This window comes from Olivibacter sitiensis DSM 17696 (genome assembly GCF_000427965.1).
GTDB classification, from domain to species: Bacteria; Bacteroidota; Bacteroidia; order Sphingobacteriales; family Sphingobacteriaceae; genus Olivibacter; species Olivibacter sitiensis.
Genome location: NZ_ATZA01000004.1, coordinates 13895 through 37504 on the forward strand (window position 1 = coordinate 13895; position 23610 = coordinate 37504).

The 23610-nt window shown below is 46.7% G+C and carries 20 protein-coding genes; 8 read left to right on the forward strand and 12 right to left on the reverse strand.

Going from position 1 to position 23610, the window contains the following annotated elements; all coding sequences use genetic code 11:
* Positions 1-25 precede the first annotated feature (25 nt).
* Complete coding sequence (locus A37S_RS0103365) at positions 26-790, reverse strand: enoyl-CoA hydratase/isomerase family protein (RefSeq protein ID WP_028295763.1); 765 nt, start codon at positions 788-790, stop codon at positions 26-28.
* A gap of 194 nt (positions 791-984) precedes the next feature.
* Between A37S_RS0103365 and A37S_RS26075 the strand changes: the two genes are divergently transcribed.
* The 4 genes from A37S_RS26075 to A37S_RS0103385 all read left to right on the forward strand — a co-directional run bounded on the left by A37S_RS26075 (position 985) and on the right by A37S_RS0103385 (position 6505).
* Entirely contained in the window at positions 985-1878 is an 894-nt protein-coding gene (locus tag A37S_RS26075) for a GLPGLI family protein (RefSeq protein ID WP_028295764.1), read from the forward strand.
* 206 nt (positions 1879-2084) lie between these two features.
* On the forward strand, positions 2085-2993 hold the full coding sequence (locus A37S_RS26080; protein ID WP_028295765.1) for a GLPGLI family protein: 909 nt from the start codon (positions 2085-2087) through the stop codon (positions 2991-2993).
* Complete coding sequence (locus A37S_RS0103380; protein ID WP_028295766.1) at positions 2990-3808, forward strand: GLPGLI family protein; 819 nt, start codon at positions 2990-2992, stop codon at positions 3806-3808. The genes A37S_RS26080 and A37S_RS0103380 overlap by 4 nt, the downstream gene beginning before the upstream one ends.
* A 12-nt stretch (positions 3809-3820) precedes the next feature.
* Positions 3821-6505 (forward strand): carboxypeptidase-like regulatory domain-containing protein, encoded by a 2685-nt coding sequence (locus A37S_RS0103385; protein ID WP_028295767.1) that lies wholly within the window; start codon positions 3821-3823, stop codon positions 6503-6505.
* A 39-nt stretch (positions 6506-6544) separates the two neighbouring features.
* Here the strand turns inward: A37S_RS0103385 and A37S_RS26085 are convergent, their stop codons facing one another.
* Positions 6545-7405: a GLPGLI family protein gene (locus A37S_RS26085; RefSeq protein ID WP_051292694.1), complete on the reverse strand. Its 861-nt coding sequence runs from the start codon at positions 7403-7405 to the stop codon at positions 6545-6547.
* 315 nt (positions 7406-7720) lie between these two features.
* Between A37S_RS26085 and A37S_RS23485 the strand changes: the two genes are divergently transcribed.
* Positions 7721-8560, forward strand: coding sequence for a murein L,D-transpeptidase catalytic domain family protein (locus A37S_RS23485; RefSeq protein ID WP_084163735.1), 840 nt, complete (start codon positions 7721-7723; stop codon positions 8558-8560).
* 75 nt (positions 8561-8635) lie between these two features.
* On the opposite strand, the gene A37S_RS0103400 is transcribed toward A37S_RS23485, so the two are convergent.
* The 5 genes from A37S_RS0103400 to A37S_RS0103420 all read right to left on the reverse strand — a co-directional run bounded on the left by A37S_RS0103400 (position 8636) and on the right by A37S_RS0103420 (position 13936).
* On the reverse strand, positions 8636-9229 hold the full coding sequence (locus A37S_RS0103400; protein ID WP_028295768.1) for a YceI family protein: 594 nt from the start codon (positions 9227-9229) through the stop codon (positions 8636-8638).
* Positions 9230-9325: 96 nt separating this feature from the next.
* Complete coding sequence (locus tag A37S_RS0103405) at positions 9326-10471, reverse strand: thioredoxin family protein (protein ID WP_084163737.1); 1146 nt, start codon at positions 10469-10471, stop codon at positions 9326-9328.
* Between the two features lie 158 nt (positions 10472-10629).
* Positions 10630-11469 carry a formyltetrahydrofolate deformylase gene (purU, locus tag A37S_RS0103410; RefSeq protein WP_028295770.1) on the reverse strand — a complete coding sequence of 280 codons (840 nt, stop codon included), beginning with the start codon at positions 11467-11469 and terminating at the stop codon, positions 10630-10632.
* Positions 11470-11471: 2 nt separating this feature from the next.
* Positions 11472-13355 carry a DNA topoisomerase IV subunit B gene (locus A37S_RS0103415; RefSeq protein WP_028295771.1) on the reverse strand — a complete coding sequence of 628 codons (1884 nt, stop codon included), beginning with the start codon at positions 13353-13355 and terminating at the stop codon, positions 11472-11474.
* Positions 13356-13435: 80 nt separating this feature from the next.
* Positions 13436-13936, reverse strand: a complete 501-nt coding sequence (locus A37S_RS0103420) for a cupin domain-containing protein (protein ID WP_028295772.1) — start codon at positions 13934-13936, stop codon at positions 13436-13438.
* 257 nt (positions 13937-14193) lie between these two features.
* Between A37S_RS0103420 and A37S_RS0103425 the strand changes: the two genes are divergently transcribed.
* Positions 14194-16416, forward strand: coding sequence for a helix-turn-helix domain-containing protein (locus A37S_RS0103425; protein ID WP_028295773.1), 2223 nt, complete (start codon positions 14194-14196; stop codon positions 16414-16416).
* Between the two features lie 48 nt (positions 16417-16464).
* On the opposite strand, the gene A37S_RS0103430 is transcribed toward A37S_RS0103425, so the two are convergent.
* From A37S_RS0103430 to panC, 4 genes are all read right to left on the reverse strand, one after another.
* Positions 16465-17703, reverse strand: coding sequence for a peroxiredoxin family protein (locus A37S_RS0103430; RefSeq protein ID WP_028295774.1), 1239 nt, complete (start codon positions 17701-17703; stop codon positions 16465-16467).
* Between the two features lie 67 nt (positions 17704-17770).
* Complete coding sequence (locus A37S_RS0103435) at positions 17771-18910, reverse strand: acyl-CoA dehydrogenase (protein WP_028295775.1); 1140 nt, start codon at positions 18908-18910, stop codon at positions 17771-17773.
* 182 nt (positions 18911-19092) lie between these two features.
* Positions 19093-19443 (reverse strand): aspartate 1-decarboxylase, encoded by a 351-nt coding sequence (gene panD / locus A37S_RS0103440; RefSeq protein WP_028295776.1) that lies wholly within the window; start codon positions 19441-19443, stop codon positions 19093-19095.
* 47 nt (positions 19444-19490) lie between these two features.
* A complete protein-coding gene (panC, locus tag A37S_RS0103445; protein ID WP_028295777.1) occupies positions 19491-20336 on the reverse strand; it encodes a pantoate--beta-alanine ligase in 846 nt (281 codons plus the stop codon).
* A 152-nt stretch (positions 20337-20488) separates the two neighbouring features.
* Here panC and A37S_RS0103450 point away from each other — a divergent pair, with 152 nt between their 5' ends.
* Together A37S_RS0103450 and A37S_RS0103455 are read left to right on the forward strand one after the other, a co-directional pair.
* Positions 20489-21310 (forward strand): glycogen/starch synthase, encoded by an 822-nt coding sequence (locus A37S_RS0103450; RefSeq protein WP_028295778.1) that lies wholly within the window; start codon positions 20489-20491, stop codon positions 21308-21310.
* Between the two features lie 37 nt (positions 21311-21347).
* Entirely contained in the window at positions 21348-22808 is a 1461-nt protein-coding gene (locus A37S_RS0103455; RefSeq protein ID WP_084163738.1) for a DUF4270 family protein, read from the forward strand.
* Between the two features lie 82 nt (positions 22809-22890).
* On the opposite strand, the gene A37S_RS0103460 is transcribed toward A37S_RS0103455, so the two are convergent.
* On the reverse strand, positions 22891-23436 hold the full coding sequence (locus A37S_RS0103460) for a hypothetical protein (protein WP_028295780.1): 546 nt from the start codon (positions 23434-23436) through the stop codon (positions 22891-22893).
* Between the last annotated feature and the right edge of the window lie 174 nt (positions 23437-23610).

The window sequence follows — 23610 nt, forward strand, 5'->3', positions numbered from 1 at the left end:
ACAAGGCTTATGTTTAAACCGCAATTTAAAACTTTGGTTTTCTTTTTTCCAAAAAGGCAGAAACACCTTCCTGAAACTCGCTGTTGCCAAAACAAGATCCAAATTCCTGGATCTCTACTTCAAATCCTTTTTGGCCAAATACTGCATTGATAGCCCGAATAGCCGCTGATATGGCTTTGGGTGAGCGACTGGCAACCACATCAAGCATTTCCTTTGCCTTGGTCAGCAGCTCCTCCCCCGAGACTACATGATTGACAAGACCTATTTGTAACGCTCGTTCTGCCTCTACCATATTGCCCGTAAGGATCATTTCAAATGCAAAGCCTTTTCCCACCAATTGAGACAGACGTTGCGTACCACCGTATCCGGGGATAATGCCCAGTGAAACTTCGGGCAAGCCCATCTTGGCTGTAGTAGAAGCGATACGTATATGGCAAGCCAAAGCCAACTCCAAGCCACCTCCCAAGGCAAAGCCATTGATGGCAGCAACTACTGGTTTCGGTGCATTCTGTATGAAGTCAAACAGCCGATGTCCTGCACGGGCCATATCCATGCCCTCTTCCTTTGTACGACCCAAAAACTCCTTGATGTCAGCGCCCGCTACAAAAGCCTTCTCCCCTTGCCCTGTTAAAACAATCCCACGAACCCGATCGTCGTTGAAGACCTCGCTGAAAGCCGAGTACAATTCATCCAAGGTGACCTTATTCAGCGCATTCAGTGCTTTTTCCCTATTGATTGCAATAGTGGCTATATTCCCTTCTATTTCTGTTATAAGATTGATATAGGACATAATTATGCAGCTTTTTTTGGTTTAAACATTTTTGATATACATCAACTCTATTTCCGTCCAATATAGTGAAATTTTCTATTCGTTCGCCTCTTTAGAAATCTTAACAATTTTTAACATGCTCTACATTTGTAATTGTCACATTATTACGATATTTTCGTAAATCAATTAATCATTCAGAGAATAACAAGTATCATATGAAACATTTCGCTACACTCTTCTTTATTGCACAGCTGCTTACGGGCGGTTGCCACGCGCTGGCGCAGGAAGCCAACACTGCACTCGTCAGTATCACATATGATTTTGTACATGTCAACGATACGACTAACAGGGAAAAGCCGATCAAAGAAGAAATGATCCTCTATTTGGGAGAAAAAGGAAGTGTCTACAAAAGTCTTACGAAAGAAAAAGCCATGAAAGCTGCACAAGAAAAACTGCTGGAGACACTTGGTCCCGAGCGGGCCAGGAATTTCACAACCAGTCGAAGCTTCTCCTTTGGAGGAGCGGGGATGTCGAACGATGATCTCTTTCAATTTCCCGGGCAAGGAAAGCTCGTAACTTCCAGTAAACTGGGCATGAACGATTACCTTATAGAAAACCCCTTGCCCAAGATAGACTGGCAAATAAAGGAGGACACGAAAGAAATAGGTGGTTATGACTGTCAACTGGCTACTGGTCATTATGCCGGTCGCGATTATAGCGCATGGTTTTGCCCGGAACTGCCTTTCTCGGCAGGTCCCTGGAAATTTTCAGGGCTTCCGGGTGTCATACTTGAAATAGCCGACAGCAAGGAAGAGGTTATATTCAGGTTCAAGGAGCTCCAAAAGCTGGAAACAGACGCCCCGCAAATCGCGTTACCCGAAGGGGCATTGAAGACTACCGAAAAGAATTTTGCCAATGCCAAAGAAGCTTTTGAGCAAAATCCGACCGCTGGAATGAATGCACCTCCCGGAGCCATAGTCAAAAGGGTTTTTAAGGACCAATCTGGGAGAGAGATCTCGGCAGACGAAGCAAATGCCAATCGTCTCCGGGCATTGAAAGAAGCCAAAGAGAGAAATAACAACCCGATAGAACTGAACACCAAAAGATAGACGAAAGGCAAGTAGTGGCAGTTCCACAACTAGCTATGTCCGCTCCGCAAGATCAAGGTAAAACGGGACATCAACCATTGCCCCTTTTGCCTTCTTAATTGCATGGCATCAACAATTTTAACATATTTCATTTGGCAAAACCATAGAATTACGATATATTCGTAGAATAATAATTAAATATTTTTAGACATATTATTGTTCCCAACATGAAAAGACACCTCATTTCAGCAATACTGCTACTTAGTGCCTTAACTTCCGCTCGTGCACAGGAAGAAGACACCGCCATGGCCCAAATCAAATACGAATTCATCCATATAGACGATACCACGCAGCAAGACAACCCCTACATGGAGGATATGTTATTGCTCATCGGCCCTAGCTCTAGCGTGTATAAAAGCTATACCGCTATCAAGGGTCAGCAGGAGCTGAAACGGCAGATGGAAGAACAAAAAGGAAACAGCGATATCAAGCTCAATATTGATCTTGGCGGAAAAAGCCGTTCCAACACCATATACTATAACCAGCCTAAAGACAATAAATTTTACAAAACAGACCGTATAGCTGGGACGGAATACCTTATCGAGGAAAAATATCCGGAACTAGCTTGGCAAATCAGCGAAGAGACCAAGGATATCAGCGGTTACACCTGCCAAAAAGCCACCACCAATTATGCGGGCAGGAACTACACGGCCTGGTTTACCACTGAACTTCCCTTTCCTTTTGGCCCGTGGAAACTGAGCGGATTGCCTGGCCTCATCATCGAAGCCGAAGACGACAAACAGGAAGTTCAATTCAAGTATCTCGCATTTGACAAACTAGAGGGAGAGCAACAGGAAAGTCTACTGGCATCGGAAAAAGCCATCAAGACCAATCAAAAAGCATTTGACAAAGCATTTGAGGCCTTTAGAAAAGATCCAAGTGCTGCTTTTAGGGCTGCTGGCAGCAATGTGAGACCAGGGAGTAGTGTCACAATGAGTACACCCAACGTTACATCCCCTACGTCCGCCGAAGTAGCCGGCATCAGATCGGTCACTGTCAGCAGTGGTACCACCTCGAACCCCAACGCCAAAAAGAAAAACAAAAACAATCCTTTAGAATTGAAGGGAGCAAAATGAAAAGCAAAAAAAACTATTGGATACTCGCACTAAACGCCATACTGGCATTCAGCGCAAACGCACAGCAGGCCAACACGATCATTGCCAAGGCAACCTATCATTTCGTCTATATAGATGACACTACGCAACGCGATAAGCCACGTCAAGAGGATATGGTGTTATACTTAGGAAAAGAGGCCAGTCTCTATAGAAGAGTAGCCGAAGAAGAATCGCAATTTTACCAGCACAAAGCTGCCGGCGGATCGGACGCCAATTTTGACCTGAACAGCCTATTGGAAAAAACTGCCTCACAAATTTCCTTTCCCAAGGAAAACAAAAGCTACACCGTAGAACGCATCATAGAGAGCATGTTCCTCATATCGGACACCCTCCCAAATATACCGTGGCAGATAGTAGATGAAAACAAGGAAATAGGCGGTTATAACGCACAGAAAGCCATTGCACATTTCAAGGGAAGAACCTACACGGCATGGTTTTCTGCCGATGTTCCTTTCCCATTCGGCCCATGGAAACTGCAAGGTCTGCCCGGATTGATACTCGAAGCAGCCGACAATAAAGGGGAAGTGGCATTTCAATACCTCGGTTTTGAACAACTGCCGCAGCGAAACACCGTCATCGCTGTACCGAAAGATATCAAAATCAAAAAGTTAAGTCAAAAAAATTTCAACAAAATTCATCAGGCATTTCTAGCCGACCCCAGCTCGTTCATCAAGGCTACCACCGGTGCCACCTCGGTGGCGGCCGGAAGGCCAGCCGGTGCTGGTGCAAACTTCAAACCGAAACAACAAAACAATCCATTAGAGTTGGAAAACTAATACCTCACAAGCATGAAAAGCCTTTACCTTACCCTAGTTGCTCTATCCTTGATGCATCTATCCACTTTTGCCCAACAAAAGCGGCTCTCGGGCCAGCTCAAGGACACTACCGGCAAGCCCGTGGCCCATGCCAGCGTGATGCTGAAGAACGCCCAGGGCCGCATCATCGGCTTCAACAACAGCAATGCCGAGGGCAGGTACGCCATTGCCCTTCCCGACACGGCAAGGCTGTCCTCCCTCTCCATCGAGATCAACCACCTGGGCTACGCAAGGGTGCAGCAGCGGCTCACCGAGGGCAGGTACGCCTACGACATCACCATGGAGGAAAAGGCCATCGACCTCTCCGAGGTGCAGGTGAAGAGCAGGCCCCGCATCGAGAGCAGGGGCGACACGCTGAGCTACGACGTGGAGTCCTTCGCACAGGCCGAGGACCGCAGCATAGGCGACGTCATACGCCGCATGCCCGGCGTGGAGGTGGCCGAGAGCGGCCAGATATCCTACAACGGCAGGACCATCTCCAACCTCTACATTCACGGCGACGACCTGATGGACGGCCGCTACGGGCTGGCCACCAAGGCCATCACCAAGGACATGATCAAGAGCGTGGACATCATGCAGCACCACCAGCCCATCAAGGTGCTGCAGAACAAGACCTATACCGACAACGTGGCCATGAACCTGGTGCTCAAGGACGAGAACAGCCTCAAGCTCTCCGGGCAGGCCATGCTGGGCGGGGGACTCCCCGAGCAGTACGACGCCGCCCTGAACACCATGCTCTTCAACAAGAAGTTCAAGATGCTCAACTCGGCCAAGGCCAACAACAGCGGGGTGGACTACCGCGGCGACTTCGAGCAGTTCGGCCTGTCGGGCTTCCTCAGCGGGGTGGGCAACACCCGCCCCGGCGCCCTGCTATCGGCCGGCACGGCCGGCAACCCCGACCTGCCCCGCAGGAACTACTACCTCAACAACTCGGGCGTCATCAACGCCAACAACCTCGTCAATACCAAGGGCGGCCTGCAGCTCAAGTCCAACATACAGGGCTTCCTGGACCGCAACACCCTCAACTATACCAGCCGCGTGGACAACTATCTGGCCGGAGATACCATACGCTACGACGAGCTGCAGCGGGCCGTGCGAAAGCCCTTCCAGGTCAACACCTCGCTGACGGCCATGGCCAACAAGGAATCCTATTTCCTGAACGACAAGCTTAGCCTCAACTTCTCGGGCGAGGGCAACTCCAGCTACATGGACTTCAACGGGGAGGCCTTCGACCAGCGCCTGCGCGAGCGTACCAGGGACATCTCCAACGACCTGGCCTTCACCCCCGCGCTGAAGAACAGGGACATCGTGGACCTGCGCTGGTACGCCAACTACTACAACAGCCCCCAGCGCCTCTACGTGGGCAGTGGCCTCAACGCCGATATACTGAACGGCGGGCTGCCCTATGCGGCCATATCGCAGTATGCCGAGACGCCCACCTTCTTCAGCAACGCATCGGCCGCCTACCGCATCACCCGCCACCTCATCAAGCAGAGCTACCAGCTGGGGGTGATGAACGAGCGGCAGAGGCTCAATTCCGACCTGGACCTGGCGCAGCCGGACGGCACCGTCACGGACTATGCCGGGGATGTGGGCAACGCCCTGCGCTGGGCGCGAGACCGTGCCTACCTCAACGCCTCCTACGAACTCAAAAAGGGCAAATGGGAGGCCAACCTCTCCTTGCCGCTCATCGCCCAGCGCATACGCTACAGCCAGGACGAGTACGGACTGGACGAGCGCAAGGACCAGTTCTTCCTCAACCCCAACGCCAGGCTCAAGTACTTCCTCAACGCCGAGGACTACCTGCAGGCCAACTACATGTACAGCAACAATGTGGGCAATATCAGCGGCGTGTACAGGGGCACCGTCCTGACCAACTACCGCTCCCTGCGGGCCAACGATGCCGAGCTGCAGGAGACCAATACCTCCGGCACCGGCCTGTACTACAACTTCCAGCGCTCCATCACCATGCTCTTCGCCAATGCCGGCATCAACTACAGCCGCGTCAGCGTCAACTCCATCCTTGCCAGCGAGCTGACGGACAACGTGCAGCGCACCGTGCTGCTGCCCTACCAGAACGACCAGAGCACCCTGAGCGCCAATGCGGGCATCAGCAAGTACCTCTTCGGCCTGGGCACCACCGCCTCGCTCAAGTCCAGCTGGGGGCGCACCCGCTACAACCAGTTCATCAACGGGCAGATGCTGCCCTTCAACAACGATGCCCTCAGCGCCACCCTCGGCCTGGAGAGCAAGTTCTTCGGCAGCGTCTCGCTGAGCTACAGCGGCACGGGCACCTGGAACACCAGCCGCCAGCTGTCTACCGACGGTAGCCCCGGCAACGCGCTGGACAACCGCATGAGGCGCCTGGACCAGAACGCCTCCCTGGGCTACTCGCCCGCCAGGGGGCTCTTCCTCACCGCCAGGGCCAGGCACATCCAGGCCACACAGGCCAACGCCGCCGACATCAGCTACCTCTTCACCGACGCCAACGTCCGCTACAAGGTGAGCAAATGGCGCACCGACCTGGAGCTGGACCTCACCAACCTGGCCAACGTGCGCGACTACGAGGTCTTCTCCCTCTCCTCCAACCGCTTCTCCGTCAACCGATACGAGATCAGGGGAAGGATGGCCATATTGAGGGCGACTTTCAATTTGTAAGTTAAACTTAGGGATTTTGGCACATGGTACGGAGCTATATCACCGCAATTCAATCGGATTGTTGCAATAGGGTTTTGATGCCAATGATTCTAGGGAAATAAGATCGCTAATAACCCCGTTTGCAGCTCGTATCTGCGAACGGACAAATTCGTCCTTGTTTTTGGAATAGGCATCCCAGAGCCTTGCCACATGCTTTTTATCTGTTTTTATGATGCGTGCATCATCAGGAATAGCGGTAGTTAGCCGTGTCTCAGGGATTGCGACCTGCCCTTCTCCTTCATCAACACGCTGGAAAGAGATCAATGCAAAATTGATACTGTTCCTTTCATCCGTCGCCTTCACGATCAGCCCAGGCAAACCAACCAATTTCCATGGCCCGGCCGAAAAGGGAATCTCCGAACTGAACCAAACCGTCCAGGTCCTTCCCCCAAACCCTCCAACTGCCTTTTGACAGGCAACACCCTGGATAACCTGACTATCAGAAGATATGTCCCAGTTTATCTTGGGATAGGCATCTTCATACAAAAAAGGATTTACTATTTTCTCCACAACAAACAGAGTACCCTTGACATGGTCAACATATAGTTCCTGCGGGAAGTAATATCTCTTGACGTTTGCCTTGACCGTAGTCGCGCCGTTTTGTTCTGTTAGTACTGGCCTAGCCTTGAAGTTCCCCTGCGCCTCTGCCAGCGCCCCACTAAAGAAAACCGAGCTTTCCTTGCTCAAGGTTAACACCATATGCTCCATATAGCGATCTGACGGTCTCGAGGTATCCATGACGTGTTCATACCGATATTCGGCCACTGCGATAACGCGATCCTTTGACTGAGAAAAAGAATGCAACGGCTCGCCGAAAGCAAGCAAAAATAGGAAGAGCGGTATTATAGAAAAAAGACGCATACGTAGTCGTAGATAAACCAAATTTAGATAAAAAATTAGATTTATAATCGCGTTCAATAAAACAAGTCATCTGTTGCCAGCGATACTGCCCCTTGTCCCGTCTGGCAAGTAGTGAGCTAGAGATGCAGCATTGAAAACGAAAACAATCCACTAGAATTGAAAAACTGAATTTGTGTTTACATTATTTATCCTTTTATCCTAGAAAGATATATTTTTTCTACCTAATTTTGTATCTTACACAATAACAACCCATTGATATCGTTATAAATGGAACTTGCTGAAAAGCGAACAGCATAGAACAACAAAAAATACCACATGACTCTTAGAAAAAAACGCCTTTTACCTGTCCTGATTGTGTGCCTCATTGGCAGTCTGGGATGGAAAAGTTACCACAGCGGATCGACCTTATCACACGCCAAAAATAATAGGAAAACGACAAAGCACGCAAACCTAGAGGAAGAAAACAAGAGTCATAGGCTCATGGAAAACCAAACATCCAAAATATATCATGGGGCCCTGCTGGATGAATCCGGTTTGGATAGCATGGTTTTTCGTAAAGCATATACGGGATACCTCAACCTGAAAGCGCAAGGCAAGGCGAGATCGTCCATCATCTCCATTGCCGACTTTAGTCTGCCAAGTAGGCTCCCTAGGCTCTGGATCGTAGATGTAGCCACCAGACGGCTACTCCTTAAGACTTACGTGGCCCACGGCAGGGGGAGTGGAAATGAAGAGGCCACCGTATTCTCAGACAGAAATAATTCCAATCAAAGTAGTTTAGGTTTCTACCTCACAGGAGAGGAATATCGCGGGAAACATGGACGTTCATTGCGTTTGGACGGACTGGACAAAGGATTCAATAGCAACGCCAGAGGCAGGGCCATTGTACTGCACGGAGCATCCTATGTAGGCGAACATATGCTGAAAAGCCAAAATAGAATGGGGCGCAGCTTGGGATGTCCGGCTGTTTCGGATAAGCAGGTCGATCAGGTTATCAATATGGTGAAAGGCCGCTCGGTGCTATTTATTAATGGTATATCCAGCAATTACCGCTCGGCCTACCTTGATGAAGAAGTAGCCAATAGAACACTGATGGCCATGCAGGAGGAAATGAACGGTGACGACCTGATAAGCAGTACAGAAAACGTGATGTAATAAAAATGGGGCTGATACCTTTGCACTCGCATAGTATCAGCCCCATTAGATAAAAGAAAATAAATCTTGCGACTCCTATTTCTTGGCAACTAATTCAATATCCAAGGTAAATTCATCCTTAATAGCCTTGTCTCCCAAATCAGAGAAAAAACTACCTGAACGGTATTTCACATTGAATTTTGTCCTATCTATCTTAATACCTTCGGCCACAGCATGTATCTGTTGCGCAGAACTGTGTATCGTAGCCGGGAAACTAATAGCGTTGGTAATGCCCTTAATGGTCAAATCACCCGTGACGGTAGCCTTGTCCTTGCTGCTATAAGCCACCTTTGTAATCTTGAAGGTAGCTGTCGGATATTTATTGGTCTCGAAGAAATCTTCGTTTTTAAGGTGGCCTTCCAGCCTACCGGGGTTGGACTCGCCAGTGATTTTCAGACCATCTACATTGGCTACAAAATCTCCGCCCACTAAAGCTTCCTTTTCTACCAACAAGCTACCCGATGTAAAAGGAATTTCTCCCTTGTGTCCACTACCCACAATTTTGTCTGCTTGCCAAGAAATTTTCGATTTTTGTACATCTAGTGTGTACTTATCGGCCCTTTTGTTAATAAAAGCAGTCCCCACGACCACTACAGCCATTAAAAGGATTAAATTAAAAATACGATTCATGCTGTTTTTTCTGTTTAAAACAATTTTAAATAAGAACAAAAATAGCATAAAAAAGCATGGTCACAAGGATCTGCACCATTATTTGTTCGAACACCTTTATTGTGACAAGTAATTTCCTATTTCATCCAGGGAACTACTCGCTCTCAGCACCTTGCCTCCTTTATCCGTTACGATCAAAAAAGGCAATTCCGTCATATACCAATTTTTGACCAGCGTTTGTTGACTTCCTGCATCCAGCATATAATTATACGGCAATCCCAGATTTGTCTTATCCCAATCACTATACCGTGCATCCATAGACAGAAAAATCCATTGTGCCTTATCATCATCGTTAAGCTTGGACATCGATTGCAAGCGCGAAATATGGGCTTTTGTCGTTCTATCCCAAGAAGCCCAAAAATAGAGCACAAAACGATCTGCTCTTGGGAAATCATCCGGACCGAAGGCCTTCCTTTCTTTGTCTTTTGCCTGCAGCTCCTCTTTGAAGGAAATAGAAGTAGGCGGCTTGGAAATAATCTCAAATCTTGCAGCCAGATCCTTGCCGTATATCGATTGTTTAACAGCTTCGGGCGTCGTTTGATAAATTTCTTCGTATTGCTTAGCGTTTGCCCTCAAATCGTCCAGTTGCAGCATGAGATAAAGTGTAGATACCAAGGGTTCTCCTTTCAGCACAAGATCCTTCTTTATCTCTGGGATAAGCTGCTGTATAGTCTTTGCTTTCTCCATCTTTCCAACCATCACATTGCCACCCTGCACCACTTGGTTTGCTAGCTCCTCTTCCTTTTTGCCTACTTCTCTCACATAGGCATTTAGAAGTTCCTGATCCTTGTGCTGGGCAACTACGGAAAACCTTCTGTTTATTGTTGGCGAATCTTTTGCCCATTCGACTTCAACCGTATCTTGCCCCTCCGCTAGAAAAAAGGGAATCTGTTGTTGCATGTCGTCGTTAGCACCTTTTAAAGTAAGGTAATAGACGATATTGGGTCGAAGTCCTTTTGCCACGACACGCAAGGAATCACCAACGAGATTTCCCCCTCCCAATCTTGCATTTGTTTTCTCGTCACTCACCAGCACCTGCAGACCACCGATATAAGTTATCTGCCCCACAACGACAATGTCTTGCTGAGAGGGGGCAGCTTGTTTTGCACTATCTTCTTGTCCGCCGTCTTTTGTGTTGGTACATGAAAAAGACATCATCAATAAACAGGCAATAAAAGGCTGTACTATTCTTTTAAATATCATACAAACAGTTCTGTTGGGAATATAGAAACCACTACTTTCTAAACATTTACATCATATACATTGTTTAATTTCTTTTTGATGGCTTACGTGATTTTTCCATTAGCGTCGGCCAAAGCCGCCATTTTATAAAGCTACCTCATAACCTTACCCCTCCTACCTTATTCAAACACCACGGTCTTATTACCCGTCATAAATACCCTATCTTCCAAAATCAGGGAGATGGCCTTGATCAAAACCGATTTCTCGATCTCCTTTCCCGCACGGCGCATATCTTCGGCCTTATAGGTATGATTAACAGGCCGGATATCCTGCGCTATAATAGGCCCTTCATCCAAATCGTCCGTCACGAAATGGGCGGTAGCCCCTATCAGCTTTACGCCGCGCACAAAAGCTTGCTTATAGGGATTGGCTCCCACGAAAGCCGGAAGGAACGAATGATGGATATTGATGATACGCCCTGGATAGTGCTTAATGAAAACGGGAGATAAAACACGCATAAACTTGGCCAAGACCACGTAATCTGGCTCGTAGGTAAGCAATATACGATGGATTTCCTTTTCAAAGTCTTCCTTATTTTTGCCTACATGATCTACAAAATGAAAAGGTATCCCAAATTTTTCTGTAAAGGATCGCAGTACCTCATAATTGCCCAATACACATACCACGTCCGCCCCAAGCGTATGGAAAAAATGCCTTACCAATATATCTCCAAGGCAATGGGGTTCTTTGGTCACCATAATGGCCAATTTTTTGGTACTGGGGGGATGCACCTTCACCAAAGCCTCTTTCGGCAGCACCTCTTCTAGTCTGTTCTTGATAAGATCTGCCTCGTGTTTTAGACCTGTACAGACGAATCTAGCAAAAAACAGGGATTGTGTTTCGTCTACAAATTCACGCATGGTAATGATGTTCATCCCATGTCGTGCAACCACCTGTGAAACGGATGACACCAAACCCACTTCATCCCTGCATTGAATCAGAATCAGCGTTTGCTCCATGCCTATCCCGCTTGGTCAAGTTCTTCTCTGGATTCGTTTTCCTTTTCCGTTATATCTTGTTCGATACGCAGGTTATTGACAATATGCTTTTGCCTGTCTGGCGTATTCTTGCCCATATAGTACTCCAGCAGCTGTTTTATCTTTTGCTCTTTGGACAAAATCACGGGATCCAGGCGCATATCCTTGCCGATGAACAAACCAAACTCTTCAGGCGAGATCTCGCCCAAACCCTTAAAGCGGGTAATCTCTGGCTTGCCACCCAATTTCAATATGGCTCGTTGGCGTTCTTCATCGCTATAGCAATAGATGGTTTCCTTTTTGTTGCGCACACGAAACAGCGGCGTTTGCAGGATGGAAACATGCCCCGCCTTGACCAGATCGGGGAAAAACTGCAGGAAAAAGGTCATCAGCAGCAAGCGAATATGCATCCCATCCACATCGGCATCAGTGGCAATGACGATATTGTTGTACCTCAAGCCATCCAGTCCGTCCTCTATATTCAGAGCATGTTGCAGCAAATTGAATTCTTCGTTCTCATAGACCACCTTTTTGGTCAGCCCATAGGCATTCAAAGGCTTCCCTTTCAGGCTGAATACCGCTTGTGTCAATACATCCCTCGATTTGGTGATGGAACCGCTGGCAGAGTCCCCTTCGGTAATGAAGAGCGTCGTTTCTTGATTGCGTTCGTGCTTATCGTCAAAATGAACCTTGCAGTCGCGCAGCTTCCTATTGTGTAGGGAAGCCTTCTTGGCCCTCTCGTTGGCGAGTTTTTTGATACCCGCAATATCCTTGCGTTCCCTTTCCGACTGGAGGATGCGTTTGAGCAGGGCATCTGCCGTATCGCTATGTTTATGCAGGTAATCGTCTAGGGTTTTCTTGATAAAATCATTGATAAAGGTACGTACCGTTGGCCCATCGGGTCCCACGCTTTGCGAGCCCAATTTCGTTTTTGTCTGCGACTCAAACACCGGCTCCTGCACTTTGATGGCTATTGCCCCAATGATAGAAGCACGAATATCCGAGGCATCATATTCCTTTTTATAAAATTCCCTAATGGTCTTCACGATCGCTTCGCGAAAGGCGGCCTGATGTGTTCCTCCTTGCGTGGTATGCTGGCCATTGACAAAGGAATAGTACTCCTCCCCGTATTGCTGCCCGTGGGTCAAGGCAATTTCTATATCTTCCCCTTTGAGATGGATAATGGGATAGCGCATGGCTTCCGTATCGATGTTTCTCTCCAGAAGGTCCTTCAACCCGTTCTCGGAGATAAACTTCTGCCCATTGAAATTGACCGTCAATCCCGTGTTGAGGAAAACGTAGTTCCATATCATGTTTTCCACAAATTCGGGACGGTACTTGTAGTTTCTGAAAATGGAATCGTCTGGCACAAAAGTGACTGCCGTACCGTTCCTTTGCGTGGTATCCTTCTCCTCGTCATGCAGCAGCTCACCCTTGCTAAATTCGGCAATCCGCGTCTTCCCGTTCCGATAGGATTGAACTACGAAATTGCTGGATAGCGCATTCACCGCTTTTGTACCCACGCCATTTAGTCCCACAGATTTCTGGAAAGCCTTACTATCGTATTTACCTCCGGTATTGATCTTGGAAACCACATCCACTACCGAACCAATGGGAATACCACGCCCATAATCGCGCACGGCCACCTTGTAATCGCTTACCGATATCTCTATGGTCTTGCCAGCACCCATTACAAATTCGTCAATGGAATTGTCAACGACCTCCTTCAGCAAGACATAGATACCGTCGTCATATGCCGAGCCATCGCCCAGCTTACCGATATACATCCCCGGGCGCAAGCGGATATGTTCTTTCCAATCCAGGGAACGGATGCTATCTTCATTGTAATTGTTCGCGTTTTCCGCCATAGTATGAGAAATTTACGATTTTAGAGTTACGATTTTAGAGTTACGATTTTAGATGCATGAATTAACGGATACCCAGAACCCTAACGGCCAAAATCGTCCTGCACGCGCACGATATCCTCTTCATCCGAAGGATGCTCCGCATCAGTATGTTGCCAGATTTCAGAAAGAACTCCCCATCCATCGAGGCCTACCAAACGATGGCGCTCGCCCTTTTCCAATTTGATGATATCGCCTGGATACTTGGTCACCACTTCCGTTTCCAAGTCCGTATCGCTTACCACTACACCTACCTCTCCCTTAATCACCCGCCATATCTCCGCACGGCGATGGTGGTATTGCCAAGAAAGGCGCTTTTGCGGTGCCACCACCAGTATCTTGGGGCTCAGCTTACCAGAAATCTTCAGCTCTTGTACGTCCAGTCCATCAAAATACGTATCGGCAAATTGCTGTGCTTGGCTTTCATCTATGACAAAGAAGCCTCCCCAAGGGCGGGTTTGATCTTGCTTATCAATATGAAAACCTTTATCGGTCAATTCTTTCTCTATCTCGGAAAATACTTCAGCTTTTTCTTCTAGTGCCATAAATTTTTTTGAGGCTAATATAGCATTTATTTGTCATTTCTGTCAATCCGGAAGTGAGAACGGATGCACGGTAAAATCCGTTTTTGAAAAAAGCGTCTTTGCGAAGGGGTGACCTGTTCATCCTCAAAAAAACTCCTCTTATTTCTCGTCCCAAAAAATCAACAGGGAAATAACCTCAAAGATATTTTAATTTTCCCCACTTTAAATATCAACATCCCTTGACAGCTACTTCTATTTTTCCTATTTTGATCAGCACCATGAGCGAGACGATACACTACGACCCAGACAACCATGCATTCCAACAGGCTGTATCCTTTGTGAACCATACGGCACGCTCCATCTTTCTGACCGGTAAGGCCGGTACGGGAAAGACGACCTTTCTGAAATATATCAGGCAACATAGCCATAAGAACATGGTCATAGTAGCCCCTACCGGCGTGGCGGCTATCAATGCCGGTGGCACTACCCTGCATGCGCTTTTCCAGCTTCCTTTTGGTCTCTACCTGCATGACTATGAGCTGGCATGGAACGAAAGTGACAATCATATCTACAATAGGCGCCGCTTACTGGGTCAATTGCGGTTCAGCCAAGAACGCCGTCAACTGCTCCAGGAACTAGAACTCCTGATCATAGATGAAGTGTCCATGCTCAGGGCAGACGCCTTGGATGCGGTAGATGCCATCTTGCGCTCCATACGCAGAAGTGCCCTTCCTTACGGTGGGGTGCAGGTATTGTTCATAGGCGATCTTTTTCAGCTGCCACCCGTCACCAAGCACCATGAAATGGCACTGATGCAACGTTATTATCAAAGTCCGTTTTTCTTTGAGGCCCTGGCCGTAAAACAGAGTCCACCCATCATGCTGCAATTGGATAAAATATACAGACAAAGTGATTTGACATTCATTGAGCTACTGAACAATGTCCGCGACAATTGCTGCACACGGGAACAATTGAACCTGCTTAACCAACGACATATCCCCAGCTTTGTTCCCACAAAGGGAGAAAGCTATATCACTTTGACTTCGCATAACCGCCTAGCTGATGCCATCAATCAACGCGAACTGGACAAATTGCCCGACAAAGAATACAAGTTCGAGGCCGAGATCAAGGGGGAATTCAGCAACCTGACCTTTCCCACGGAGAGCACGTTGATCTTGAAAAAAGGAGCACAGGTCATGTTCATCAAAAACGACAAGGGAGAAGAAAGACGCTATTACAATGGTAAAATAGGCACGATTACGGACATCTCCAGGGACGGAAAAATTCAGGTGCGTTTTGAAGGAGAAGAGGGCGGTATAGAAGTGGAACGCGAAAAATGGGAAAACATCCGCTATAGCTATGATCAGCAAGAAGACAAGATAGAATCGGAGACGCTGGGCATATTTTCGCAATATCCCATTCGCTTGGCATGGGCGGTGACCATACATAAGAGCCAAGGCCTTACTTTTGACAGGGCTATCATCGACGCAGGCAGGAGTTTTGCCCCCGGTCAGGTGTACGTGGCACTCAGTCGACTCACCAATATGGAGGGCTTGGTGCTAAGTTCGCCGATCACCTCCATAAGTATCAAAAGCGACCAACAGGTACTGGCATTTTCCAAGCAGTTCTTACAAAAAGAGCAGGTAGACGATCTGTTACAAACAGAGCAAAAGTATTTTCTAGCGAGAAACCTATTGGAAACCTTTAGTTTCAGTAAGCTATGCCGAGAGGCTCAGGAACTGTTGCAAGGTGCACCTCAGAAGTTAGCCGTAGACCGGAAGCTTGCCCAGGAGGCCCTCGCTCCATTGGCTAGGCACTGTGCAGAGATGCTCCAGGTGGGCGACAAGTTTAAAACCTGGCTAGGAAAACGTTTTGAGCACGACAACATAGACTATGATGAAATTCACGAGCGTACCTTGAAAGCAGTAGGATGGTTCAAGGAGGAAATAGATAGACAGTTGATACGCCCCTTTACGGAGCAATCCAAGCTATGGGCATCCACAAAGAAAAACAAAGCATTTTCGAAAAAAATAAACAGCCTGCTTATCAGTCTTAAGCGGAAGGAAGCACAAATAAAGCACAGCACTTCCATCACTGAAGCCCTGTCGTCCGGAAAAAACCTTTCCAGTGTACTACAAGATGCAGCCGAAACCAAACGGGTAATCGTCCCTATAGATGAAATTGGAATTTCAACTACATCCGCAAAAAAAGGCGATTCCAAACAAATAAGTTTGACATTATTCAAAGAAGGCAAAACCATTCAAGAAATCGCCAAAGAACGTGGATTTGCAGAGAGCACCATCATGTCACACCTCATCGGCTTTTTGGGAACCGAGCTAGAAGGAAAAGACCTCATACCTGCCGATAGGCTAGAAAAACTATTAACGGAATTGAAAGCTTTCTCCGCTGAGCAATCGCTCAGCGCCATCAAAAACCAGTTGCATGATGAATACAGCTATGATGAACTGAGGATTGCGATGAAGACCCTTAACAACCAGTAACTATCCGAGTCTGCCGGGAAGGTTCGTGCGACGGGGACTACGGATGGTTTACTCGTTTAACAACCCTTCCACCTCACTTGTGAATTCTTCCACAAATTCATGGTAGAAATGTCCCGTCGCCGGGCCGGAGAAGCCCGAATGAATCTTTCGCACCTTTCCAGTCTTATCTATCAAAATCGTGGTAGGGAAAGAAGCAAAGTTTTCCAGTCCCTTGATACTCTCTTCCACCAGTTTCTTGTCATTGGTATAGCCCGTAAGCAACAAGGGATAATTCACATGGAATCGCTTCTTTAAATTCAGTACGGCTGCTTTGGCTCTTTCAGGCTCCTTATAGCGTTCATAGGCAAGCCCTATGATTTCCAATCCCTTGGATTTATACTTATCATAAAAGGGAGCCAAAAAGGCGGTTTCGTCCATGCAATTGGGACACCAGGACCCCATAAACTGTACAACGACTACTTTATTCTTAAATTGGTTGTCAGACAAGGAAACATCGTTGCCTTCCAGGTCTTTGAAAGTAAAATCTATCTTATCCGTTCCTTCCGTCAAGTAGGTGATTTTGTATGCATCGGGCAGGGCCGCATCATTATCTCTTCCTGCCAACCAGGATGTCACGCCAGATGGTCCGCTGAATGAGCGTCCATTAATCAGGTTAACACTATCGCTTGCCAGTTCTGCCGTGAAAAGTGAGGCCCCCGAACCACTGAAACCAGACAAGAAAAGCATATTTCCGTCCACGACACCGTTCAGGTACCTGTAATCGCCTGTAGGCGTCAGGAAGGAACCGTTGACGATATTGCCCTTTTGCGTAAACTCGCCCACGGCCAGTGCCGTGTCTTTCCCTCCATTGCGGAGAAACTGTACAGACCATCTTCCCGACACATCATACAATGCTTTTTTGGGATCTTCCGTAAAACGGTAAGTTACGTTCGGCTTTGCGCTAAACGGCATCTCTATGGTACGATCGGGCAAATGCTTCAACCAACGGCCCGACAAACCTTCGGAGGTAAAGGCAGCCTTGATCTCACTTTCGTACAAGGGTGTTTTGATAAATACGGAATCACCTTCCACGCTCACCTCATTGATGTTCAATCTTTCATCGCCATTTATAAATGCCAATTGCTTGCTACCAAGCGAATCGTATATCTCAAAATTAAAAGGAATTTCAACAGCCGAGTCGGTCAACAACACGCCACGCCACACCCCATCGGTCAATGATTTGGGCTCTTGTGTACAAGCAGCCAAGCAAGTGGCTATAACCACTAGCACAAAAAACATTCTATACATAAACTACAACTTTGGTCGACTAATATACGGATGAAAGAAATAGCATGCAAAAAATATGACAGGTTCTCTATTTGAGAATATTCCTTGCTATGACCAAGCGCTGTATTTCGGACGTTCCTTCATAAATTTGTGTAATCTTGGCATCGCGCATCAAGCGCTCCACATGATATTCCCTCACGTATCCATATCCGCCATGAATCTGCACCGCCTCTACCGTTACCTCCATGGCCGCTTCGGAAGCCATCAACTTGGCCATGGCTGCCGCCTCGCCGTAAGGCAGGCCTTGGTCTTTCAGCCATGCGGCCCTTAGACAGAGCAGACGCGCAGACTCGATCTTGCAATGCATATCGGCTAGCTTGAACTGTATGGCCTGGTGGTCGGCAATAGGATGACCAAAGGTCTTGCGTTCCTTGGCATAGGCAAGGGCCAACTCATAAGCGCCAGAAGCTATTCCAAGGGCTTGGGCCGCTATACCGATACGACCTCCGTCGAGGGTTTGCATGGCAAACTTAAAACCAAAACCATCGTCACCGATGCGGTTTTCCTTAGGCACCTTCACATCCGTAAATTGCAGCGAATGCGTGTCCGAACCCCTAATTCCCAGTTTATTTTCCTTTGGCCCCACGGTAAATCCCTCCATACCTTTTTCCACTATCAGCACATTGATACCCCTATGGCCCTTTTCGGGGTAGGTTTGCGCAATCACCAAATAGATGGAAGCGTTGTTTCCATTGGTAATCCAGTTTTTCGTACCGTTGAGCAGATAGTAGCCGCCCATATCTATAGCCGTCGTGTGTTGCGAGGTAGCATCCGACCCTGCTTCTGGTTCCGAGAGGCAAAACGCGCCCAGTTTTTGTCCCGAAGCCAGGGGAACTAAATACTTTTGCTTCTGCTCTTCGGTCCCATATTTTTCCAAACCGTAGCATACCAGCGAGTTATTCACCGACACAGCCACCGAGGCCGAGGCATCAATCTTGGACAGTTCTTCCATCACCAAGACATAGGAAATGGTATCCAGTCCCGCCCCTCCATATTCTTCCTTGGTCATCATTCCCATAAAGCCCAGTTCGCCAAGCTCTTTAATCTGGTCTGCAGGAAATTTTTGTTGCTCATCGCGCTCAATGACACCTGGTTTCAGTTCATTTTGCGCAAAACTTCGTGCGGCATCGCGCACCATCTTTTGCTCTTCGGTCAATTCGAAATTCATCATAACTTGGATTATCAATTAGTTTTATACAATCCACTACTATTGGAGCATCAAAAATAACCAAAATATTATGCAAGCATAATATTTTGGTTATTTTTTTCCAATAAAAAAAGCCAGCGAAATCACGCTGGCTACCATCTCTCTATCGTGAAAATAGGCCCTTTATTCAGTTTAAGGGTATCTTATTTTATCAGTCTATTATTCTCGTCTGGGAAAACCAAAAGGGGTTGATACTGCTTGGCCTCTTCAAAAGGCATCTGGCAATAGCTAATAATAATGCAAATATCGCCCACCTGCGCCAACCTTGCTGCGGCGCCATTGAGGCATACCATACCCGAACCACGTTCGCCTTTGATGACGTAGGTTTCGAAACGGGCGCCATTATTGTTGTTGACAATTGCCACCTTTTCGTTGGGAATGATGTTTGCCGCATCCAGCAAATCCTCATCTATAGTGATGCTGCCCACATAGTTCAGCTCAGCTTGCGTGACCTTCACACGATGGATTTTAGATTTTAAAATCTCAATAATCATGATACAAAATTACGAAAAATCCCATTCAGGTTTTATGATTGCTCCATTTATTGACAATCTATCAACATGTTGTCTATCAAGCGCACTCCTTCAATATATGCTGCAATCAATGCAACCAGTTGTTCCCCTTCACATTCCTTTACCTCCAAAAGGGTATCTGGCTTACAAATAGCAAAGTATTCTACTTGTATATTTGGGTTTTCATCCAACAGGGCATTTGCAGCCAATTTTGATTTGGAGAGCCCTTGCTCCTTGGCCCCATGTCTTACCAACCTCAGCGCCTTAGAAAGGTCTAGGGCATCTCGCAGTCCATGATCAGAAAGCCGTACATTGCGCGAGCTAAGAGCCAAGCCCTCCCTGGAGCGCTCAATAGGACATATCACAAGCCGTACAGGCACCTGCATTATGTCCACAAGTCGCCGTACAACCATGCATTGCTGAAAATCCTTTTGCCCAAAAAAGGCATAGTGGGGCTGCACTATTTGAAATAGCTTATACACCACTTGGGTTACACCTTGAAAATGCCCCGGACGAAAAGCGCCCTCCCACATCGTTTCCAGGCTTCCCAAATCAATATGCCAGTGCTCGTTTTCTCCATACATCTCTTCAACATCCGGCAAAAACAGCACGTCGCAAGAAATGGATTCCAGCAAGGCCGTATCTTGTTCTATAGGCCGAGGATATTTTTCCAAGTCCGATGCATCGTTGAATTGGGTGGGATTGACAAAAATGCTGCACACAACGATATCGCACCTGGATTTCGCGTTCCGCAGCAGACTAAGATGCCCAGGGTGCAAAGCCCCCATGGTGGGCACCAAACCTATGGTTTTATTTTTATCCCTTAAAGGCTGTAGATACGCCTTTAAGGCCGATTTTGTTCTAATGGTTTTCAAGATAGCATGCCCTCAATGCAAGGCGGCAAAATTGTATATTTTACTTGTAATTACAAAGCATTTTCCTTAAATCGTTGATATTATACTAGATAATCCGTATATTTGCACACTATTTATACTTTTCAACAAATTTCAAATATAAATTATCGGAGATGGCAAAAACGAAAATATTGTTTATTACTCACGAGATGTCGCCTTTCCTAGAAGTAAGTAAAATTTCAGAAATCACGAGGCAGTTACCACAGGCAATGCAAGAAAAGGGATTTGAGATCCGTATATTGATGCCGCGATTTGGAAACATCAACGAGCGTAGAAACCGTTTGCATGAAGTAATACGTTTGTCGGGAATGAACATTGTTGTCGATAACAACGACAATCCACTCATCATTAAGGTAGCGTCCTTACCTGCTGCCAGAATGCAGGTTTATTTCTTGGACAATGAAGAGTATTTTCAGAGAAAACATGTCTTTACAGACAAAGAAGGCAAATTCTTTAACGACAATGACGAACGTACCATTTTCTTCTGCAAGGGCGCGCTGGAAACCGTCAAGAAACTAGGCTGGTCTCCAGACGTGGTACATTGCCACGGATGGATGAGTGCCTTGGTACCCGCCTATGTAAAAACGGCCTATAAGGACGATCCTACCTTTAAGAATACAAAGGTAATATACTCCTTATACAATGATCGTTTTGAGCATACATTAAGTGAGAATTTTGCCAACAAGGCCTTGACTGGCAACATGAAGCCAGAAAACACCGCCTCCTACAGCGCCGACTACATTGGCATATACAAGGGTGCTTTGCAGTACACAGACGCCGTTGTCTTGAGTGACGATGACTTGGACGAGGAACTGTTAAATATTGTTAAAAAGGCGGAAATTCCAGTCACTGACTGTAGAAATGATGCTGAATTCGAAAATTATTCCAATCTTTACGAACAATTTTCAAGCGAAGAACTTGAGACGGTTGCCTAGTATAGAATCAGGTATAGTTGAACGAATTTAATTATTTATGAAATACCAATCACGAGGCTTATTAACCCTGTTAATAAGTCTCTTTATTTTCAATGCATGTGAAAACCCACGCAATGTGGGGCTAGATGTAAACCCCGGCGACGAAATACTGGGAACCTTAACGGATACCGTTACCATACATTCTGTTACGCAACGTGATGCTCCTGCTAATACGAGAAGCTCTGTAGACAGCTCAAATCTAAACAAACCAGCATTCACGGTAAACCAATTGGGATTGGGCTATATCAATGACCCTGTCATCGGAGAAACCTCGTCAGACATAGCTTTTTTATTACAGAGACCCACCAGCGGTGATGTGCGTCTTCCCGAAAATGCAGAAATAGATTCTGCCATACTGGTATTCAATTACGGCAGATCGCTGTTCGGAGATTCTATCGCTGCACACACGCTACAGATCAGAAGGCTTGCTGAGGCTTTCAACGCCAGTTCGAACAATTTCACCACTTCAAAGACATGGAACATAGAAGAAGATCTGATAAGTTCAAAAAACATATCCCGCTTCGCCATAAGAGATAGCATCAGTGTAGTACGACGTATCAATGGTAAAGACAGCGTACTGAGAGTCCCTCCACAATTGCGTATTGCACTGCCAAACAATTACGTAAAGCAGCTATTTTCGCATGAACTGGATTCCACAACTATGAATACAGACGCGTCTTTTTTCTCTTATCTAAAAGGTTTATACCTTTCTGTTAGCAAAGAGCAAACGACCAACCTTGGCAGCTTGGCGACCTTAGTTGCAAATGATTCTACCGGGTTGGAAATTTCATACAAAATAAGACATACAGCAGACAGCGCAGACACTGTATTTAGACGCTACCCAGCCAATATGGGGCTCATGTCAATGAGCACAAAGCACGATTATTCTGAAAACGTCCTTGAACAATTAAGCAATCCCAACGGAACCTACACCACGGTATATGCTCAAGGCATGGGTGGATTACGCACCAAACTGTCGTTCCCTTATCTGCATTTACTTAAAGACCAGAACTTGGTGATCAACAAGGCAGAACTTGTGGTATATATAGACGAAGACAATACGGGAGACGCAAAACTTGCGCCTGCACCTAGGCTTACCCTATATCGTCAAGATATTGCACGCAGAAACCAACCCATACCAGATGGTGACGCCAGGTTGCAGCCGGATCCTCGCTCGCTATTTGTACTTCCTATGTATTCCGGAAGTCCTTATGCTTTTGGCGGTTTCTACGACAGCGCCAACAAACGATATACTTTCGTTATGACCTCTTTTGTACAGGACATACTACTCGGCAAGCTCAACCATTCGGATGTTTACCTTTCACCTGCTATAGAGTACGCCAGCGGACTGCCTTATTTTCCTGATGCAAACACCCCGTTCCGTTCCGTATTGGCAGGTGGTAGCAATCAGAAGTTTCGGACAAAACTGAATATTTATTATTCAAAAACACATAATTAACCGAAGCTTGCTTGCTTCTTAACATCCAATTGACATCAGGACTGCGCTGATGTCAATTGGATGTATTATCCTTCCACGTTCCTCATTCGCCCATAACGGGCCATTTACTATAATAACCTACTATCTTATATTGCCCGTTCACTTTTCCAAAAACAAAAGCGAAGAAATCGCCGTCCACCTTGCCATCGAGGGTATATTGCCTATAGTATTCATAAATGGGACTATTAACATCCAATTTCTGCTGCAGTTCTTTGTAGTAGCTTCCGCTTGAAGCGACGTTTATCTGCCTTACTTCCGTTTCGGAGGCTTGGGGCATATAGGTCCATACCGGCTCGTAGAAAAGGTCGTTTTTATACTCTTCATAGTCCTCTTCACTCATCAACCCTTGTTGCTTCTCCTCCATGGAGATACTGTCGTCTCCATCTATCCAATACAACGTTTGCAACGGAAAGGCAATCATGTTTTTGATTTCATCCAATTCATCATTCGCTACCAAATCCTGTAAATGATGGAAGAAGGTCGCCAATTCTGCGTCGCTTCCTTTTGCCACATGGGAAGAAGAACCGCAAGAGGTAATAGCTATACATACAAACCATATCAAAACCAGCAATCTGTTCCAAAACCTCATCTTAATTCTTAATTAGAGTCTGTCCATAATTCAGTGGCCGAGTTAGAATGGTGTCTGGCTAGGTGCACGAAACGAGAAAAAGCGCAGTATACCGATAGTAAATGAGCATTTTTCGAGCGAGTGCAACGACGCTAGGCGACATTATAGACGGACACTATTGAAAAGTAAAGGTAC

Bases quoted from the DNA above. Each gene is read 5' to 3' on its own strand.
- A37S_RS0103365 (WP_028295763.1), bottom strand. From the start codon at position 790: ATGTCCTATATCAATCTTATAACAGAAATAGAAGGGAATATAGCCACT.
- A37S_RS26075 (WP_028295764.1), top strand. From the start codon at position 985: ATGAAACATTTCGCTACACTCTTCTTTATTGCACAGCTGCTTACGGGC.
- A37S_RS26080 (WP_028295765.1), top strand. From the start codon at position 2,085: ATGAAAAGACACCTCATTTCAGCAATACTGCTACTTAGTGCCTTAACT.
- A37S_RS0103380 (WP_028295766.1), top strand. From the start codon at position 2,990: ATGAAAAGCAAAAAAAACTATTGGATACTCGCACTAAACGCCATACTG.
- A37S_RS0103385 (WP_028295767.1), top strand. From the start codon at position 3,821: ATGAAAAGCCTTTACCTTACCCTAGTTGCTCTATCCTTGATGCATCTA.
- A37S_RS26085 (WP_051292694.1), bottom strand. From the start codon at position 7,405: ATGCGTCTTTTTTCTATAATACCGCTCTTCCTATTTTTGCTTGCTTTC.
- A37S_RS23485 (WP_084163735.1), top strand. From the start codon at position 7,721: ATGACTCTTAGAAAAAAACGCCTTTTACCTGTCCTGATTGTGTGCCTC.
- A37S_RS0103400 (WP_028295768.1), bottom strand. From the start codon at position 9,229: ATGAATCGTATTTTTAATTTAATCCTTTTAATGGCTGTAGTGGTCGTG.
- A37S_RS0103405 (WP_084163737.1), bottom strand. From the start codon at position 10,471: ATGATATTTAAAAGAATAGTACAGCCTTTTATTGCCTGTTTATTGATG.
- purU (WP_028295770.1), bottom strand. From the start codon at position 11,469: ATGGAGCAAACGCTGATTCTGATTCAATGCAGGGATGAAGTGGGTTTG.
- A37S_RS0103415 (WP_028295771.1), bottom strand. From the start codon at position 13,355: ATGGCGGAAAACGCGAACAATTACAATGAAGATAGCATCCGTTCCCTG.
- A37S_RS0103420 (WP_028295772.1), bottom strand. From the start codon at position 13,936: ATGGCACTAGAAGAAAAAGCTGAAGTATTTTCCGAGATAGAGAAAGAA.
- A37S_RS0103425 (WP_028295773.1), top strand. From the start codon at position 14,194: ATGAGCGAGACGATACACTACGACCCAGACAACCATGCATTCCAACAG.
- A37S_RS0103430 (WP_028295774.1), bottom strand. From the start codon at position 17,703: ATGTATAGAATGTTTTTTGTGCTAGTGGTTATAGCCACTTGCTTGGCT.
- A37S_RS0103435 (WP_028295775.1), bottom strand. From the start codon at position 18,910: ATGAATTTCGAATTGACCGAAGAGCAAAAGATGGTGCGCGATGCCGCA.
- panD (WP_028295776.1), bottom strand. From the start codon at position 19,443: ATGATTATTGAGATTTTAAAATCTAAAATCCATCGTGTGAAGGTCACG.
- A37S_RS0103450 (WP_028295778.1), top strand. From the start codon at position 20,489: ATGGCAAAAACGAAAATATTGTTTATTACTCACGAGATGTCGCCTTTC.
- A37S_RS0103455 (WP_084163738.1), top strand. From the start codon at position 21,348: ATGAAATACCAATCACGAGGCTTATTAACCCTGTTAATAAGTCTCTTT.
- A37S_RS0103460 (WP_028295780.1), bottom strand. From the start codon at position 23,436: ATGAGGTTTTGGAACAGATTGCTGGTTTTGATATGGTTTGTATGTATA.